The 4,244-nt window shown below is 70.0% G+C and carries 4 protein-coding genes and 1 pseudogene; 4 read left to right on the top strand and 1 reads right to left on the bottom strand.

All coding sequences use genetic code 11. The features are described from left to right. Positions 1 to 363 (bottom strand): annotated as a pseudogene (locus tag AC5LSR_RS06105) (hypothetical protein); the annotation flags it as partial. Between the two features lie 274 nt (positions 364 to 637). Here AC5LSR_RS06105 and AC5LSR_RS06100 point away from each other — a divergent pair. From AC5LSR_RS06100 to AC5LSR_RS06085, 4 genes are all read left to right on the top strand, one after another. After that, positions 638 to 970 (top strand): hypothetical protein, encoded by a 333-nt coding sequence (locus AC5LSR_RS06100; RefSeq protein ID WP_493464523.1) that lies wholly within the window; start codon positions 638 to 640, stop codon positions 968 to 970. Positions 971 to 1,279: 309 nt separating this feature from the next. Continuing rightward, positions 1,280 to 1,870: a potassium channel family protein gene (locus AC5LSR_RS06095; protein ID WP_250284425.1), complete on the top strand. Its 591-nt coding sequence runs from the start codon at positions 1,280 to 1,282 to the stop codon at positions 1,868 to 1,870. A gap of 399 nt (positions 1,871 to 2,269) precedes the next feature. After that, positions 2,270 to 3,136, top strand: a complete 867-nt coding sequence (locus AC5LSR_RS06090; RefSeq protein WP_250284426.1) for a Sco1979 family transcriptional regulator — start codon at positions 2,270 to 2,272, stop codon at positions 3,134 to 3,136. Between the two features lie 256 nt (positions 3,137 to 3,392). Continuing rightward, positions 3,393 to 4,205, top strand: coding sequence for an SAM-dependent methyltransferase (locus AC5LSR_RS06085; RefSeq protein ID WP_250284428.1), 813 nt, complete (start codon positions 3,393 to 3,395; stop codon positions 4,203 to 4,205). Positions 4,206 to 4,244 lie beyond the last annotated feature (39 nt).

Here is a 4,244-nt window from a genome sequence, read left to right as displayed (position 1 = left end):
GCCGGGCCAGCCCGCCCCCGCCCCCGGCGGCGGGAACGGCACACAGCCCTCGCCGAGGGCGCCGGCGACCCCGGCCGAACCGGCCCCCAGCGCGACAGCCCAGCCACCCGCCACCGCCACCCCGACGAAACCGGCGCCGACCTCGCCGGCGCCAGTCCCCAGCAGAACGGCCCAATCACCCACCAGCGCCCCGACGAAGCCACCGGCCTCCCCGTCCGGGGCGCCCACCACGGCGCCGGCCGGCCCTCCATCCGCCGCGGCCTCGCCCGCGGCGGCCTCGCCCGCGGCGGCCTCGCCCGCGGCGGCACCGCCGCGGGCCTCCTCCACCCAGACGGTGTCGCAGACGTCCAGGCCACGGCCCACAGCACGGCCTCGATCGCCGACGAACCGCGACCAGCGCGCACCATCGAAGCCGGCCGGCCCAGCCGGCCCAGCCGGAACAGCCGGAACAGCCGGAACAGCCGGGCGGCCAGTGGCCACAGCCGGGCAGGGGCCCGCGAACCCGAGCGCCACCACGGACGCCGCCACCAGCGGCGGCGGCTTCACCCCACGAGGCCCCGCGCGAGCGGACCCGGCGCGACAGGGCCCCACACGACAGGGCCCGGCGACACGGACGGCTGTCATCCATCCGCCGCGCATGCCCATCGGCACGATCTCCGACAGCGGTGCCAGCGATCACTCGATCCGGGTGCGGACGCCCCTCACCCGTGGCGGTGGATGGCTGCCACGGACGCTGACGGACTGGCTGACCGGTGCCGCCGGGTGGCGCGACAACCACGGCATCCACTGGTTGCCCGTCGTCCACCCCTCGCTCCTGCATGTGCTGGCTGTCACCGTCGGTGCTCTCCCCCTCCTCCGGGGAGCCGGCCCGACGACGCGCCCACGCCGGTGCCCGTCCCCCGCGGTGCGCCGCTCCCCCGGCCAGGCCAGTACGTCCGATGGCGGGTATTCCCTCACCTTCACGGCCTGACATACCCACGTCACGCTGACTCACAGTCACCTGATGCGATCTTTTGGTGACCGTATGCTCATGGCAGGCGGCCGGGGCCGCGGCAGGCGCAGCTGTCGCGGCCCCGGCCGCCTACGGGGCTCGGATTCCGATCAACCCCGCGAGCGATGCCGGGCCACCGCCGGTGGGGCCCGGCCCTGCCCGCGATTCGCGGCCGGTCGGCGGCCCGAGCGCCGACCGTGATCCCCGGGACGCGGAGGAGCCTGTGACCCACTGCCCGCCAGGCCCTGACATGACGGCCGGCCGCGCCGTCCTCGTCCAGGACAGTCCGTGATCACGAAGAACGCGCGTGACGTCCCGCCGAAGCACCGGCGCGAGGCCACCCGGCCGCCGCCCGGCCAGCGGGTACTTGTCGCGCGCGCCATGGTGCGCGCGGCCCTGAGCATCGTCGCCCAGCTGTTCCTGTACTACCTGCTTCCCTTCGGACGGTCCCTCGGGGGCGGCGTGCACGCGGGCCTGGGGATCGCGCTGGCCGCCGCCCTGCTGGCGTTCGCCGGCATCGTCGGCATCCAGATCCGGCGTATCGCCCGGTCCGCCTACCCCGGGCTGCGCGCCGCCGAAGCCTTCGCCGTGTCCCTCCCGCTGTTCCTGCTGATCTTCGCGGGAACCTACTTCGTGCTCGGACGTGAACAGGCCTGCGCATTCACCCAGGCGATGACGCGCACGGACGCCCTGTATTTCGCACTCACCGTGTTCACCACTGTCGGTTTCGGCGATATCGCTCCCGTTACCCAGACAGCCCGGATCATCACCATGATTCAGATGCTCGGCAATCTCGTCGTGGTCGGTCTTGTCGCGCAGATTTTTCTTGGCGCCATCACCGCCGGGATACGCCGCCGCGCTAGCCGGGAGCCCGAGTGAGTGCGGCCGACCGCGCCGGCCGCCCGGCCGGCCGGCGACGGCGGTCATCAGCCAGCGACAATCCGGTCGCCGACCGACCAGCCCGGCGATCCTGACGACCAGCAGGACCAGGCCGACGGGACCGGCCGGCAGGACCAGGCCGGCAGGACCAGGCGGGCGGCACGGCCGGCCGTCCAACGGGCATGACAGCCGGCGGAGCCGGCGTGAACAAAACGAGCGAAACAGGTGAAACGGGATAGGTGTCCTACAGAACTCCGGGCGACGCACCGCACCCGTGACACACGACGATAGAATCCCGGCACATATCCGGGGAAGCCCCCAGTGACCGAAGATACCAACCAGGATGCCATCAGAATTATACCTGCGAAAGGGCCGGGACGTGACGACAGGTGAGCCGTCGTGACAACAGGTGACTTACACCGTGGTCCCACGGTGCGTCGCATCGTCCTGGGCTCCCAGCTCCGTCGATTACGTGAAGGCAGGGGCATCAGCCGGGAGGCCGCCGGATACAGCATCCGGGCTTCCGAATCGAAGATCAGCCGTCTGGAACTCGGCCGTGTCAGCTTCAAGGAACGCGACGTCGCCGATCTGCTCACCCTCTACGGTGTCACGGCCGAAGCCGAACGGGAGCCGTTGCTGTCCCTGGCCCGGGACGCCAACCAGCCGAGCTGGTGGCAGAACTACGGCGATGTCCTGCCGGGCTGGTTCCAGCCGTACATCGGGCTGGAGGAGTCGGCGACGCTGATCCGGTCCTACGAGGTCCAGTTCGTCCCGGGCCTGCTGCAGACCGAGGACTACGCCCGCGCCGTCATCGCTCAGGGCGGCCGGGGCTCCCCGCGGGAGGACGTCGAACGCCGGGTGAACGTCCGGATGCAGCGGCAGCACATCCTGGCCCGCCCGAGCCCTCCACACCTGTGGATGGTGCTGGACGAGGCCGCCCTGCGCCGCTCGATCGGCGGAACCAAGGTGATGCGCGCCCAGCTTGAGCACCTGATCGCCCTGACCGAGCAGCCGAACGTCACGCTCCAGGTCATGCCCTTCAGCTTCGGCGGCCACGTCGCCGAAGGTGGCGCGTTCAGCATCCTGCAGTTCCCCGAGGCGGACCTGCCCTATGTGGTCTACCTCGAGCAGCTTGCCGGCGCCGCCTACCTGGACAAGCTGGAGGACGTGGACCGCTATCTGGCCGCGATGAACCGCCTGTGCGTCGACAGCGTGCCACCGGAACGCGCCGCCAGCGCGATCAATAAGATCATCAATGAGATCTGATGCGGTCGCCCGGTGGAACCGGCCGGCGTATCGGTCACCTTCAGTAAATATTGCGGATCTGACATCACGGACCGCGATCGCCGACCGCAGCCACGGCCGACCGACCAGCCGGCACCGCGGCAGCCGGTCGTCGATATGCCGCTGTGTACTGATGTATCCGGATGTCTCCGAACTTTCCCGGAATTCGGTAGAGAGGTACTAGAATTTCCTGAGCTGAGACCCGGCGTGCAGCGGACGCCGGACGGAAGGATCTGACATGGGACTTGACGCAGCGGACGAGGAACAGCCACCAGCCAGCCTCAACCCGGACGTGCCGCACATCGCCCGGATCTACGACTACTGGCTCGGCGGCAGGAACAACTATGCCGCCGACCGCAAGGTGGCCGAAGAAGTGCTGGAGGCCGTGCCCATCACTTCTGTGAGCGTGCTGGCGAACCGCGCCTTCCTGGGCCGCGCCGTACACCATCTGGCCGCCGAGGCCGGCATCCGCCAGTTCCTCGACATCGGCACCGGCCTACCGTCCGCCAACAACACCCACGAAATCGCCCAACGGGCCGCCCCCGCCGCACGCGTCGTCTACGTCGACAACGATCCCATCGTCCTCGTCCATGCCAAAGCACTCCTGACCAGTTCCCCCCAGGGCGCGACCACCTACCTCGAGGCCGACCTGCGCGACCCCGGCACGATCCTGACAAAAGCCGCGGCCATCCTGGACTTCACCAAACCGGTGGCACTCATGCTGATCGCGATCCTGCACTGCGTCCGCGACGAGGACGACCCGTACGGCATCGTCGCCACCCTGGTGGACGCCATCCCCGCCGGCAGCTACCTGGTGTTCTCCCATCCCGCCAGCGACATCATCTCCGATGGGATGCGCAAGGCCTCGACACGTATGAACACCTCGATGGCCGAGAAAGTCACTTTCCGCGCGCACGAGCAGGTCCTGCGGTTCTTCGACGGCCTGGAACTGCTGGCGCCAGGCGTGGTCCCGACCACCCGGTGGCGGCCCGAGCCCGGAGCCGACACCACCCCCATGCCCGTCTGGGCCGGCCTCGCCAGAAAGCCATAGGAACCATCGGAACGCCGTCGGCCCCGCGTCCAGCCAACG

It is taken from the genome of Protofrankia sp. CiP1_Cm_nod4 (genome assembly GCF_982290645.1).
Note: the sequence above shows the minus strand (reverse complement) of the source record. Positions and strands in the feature narration are given on the sequence as shown.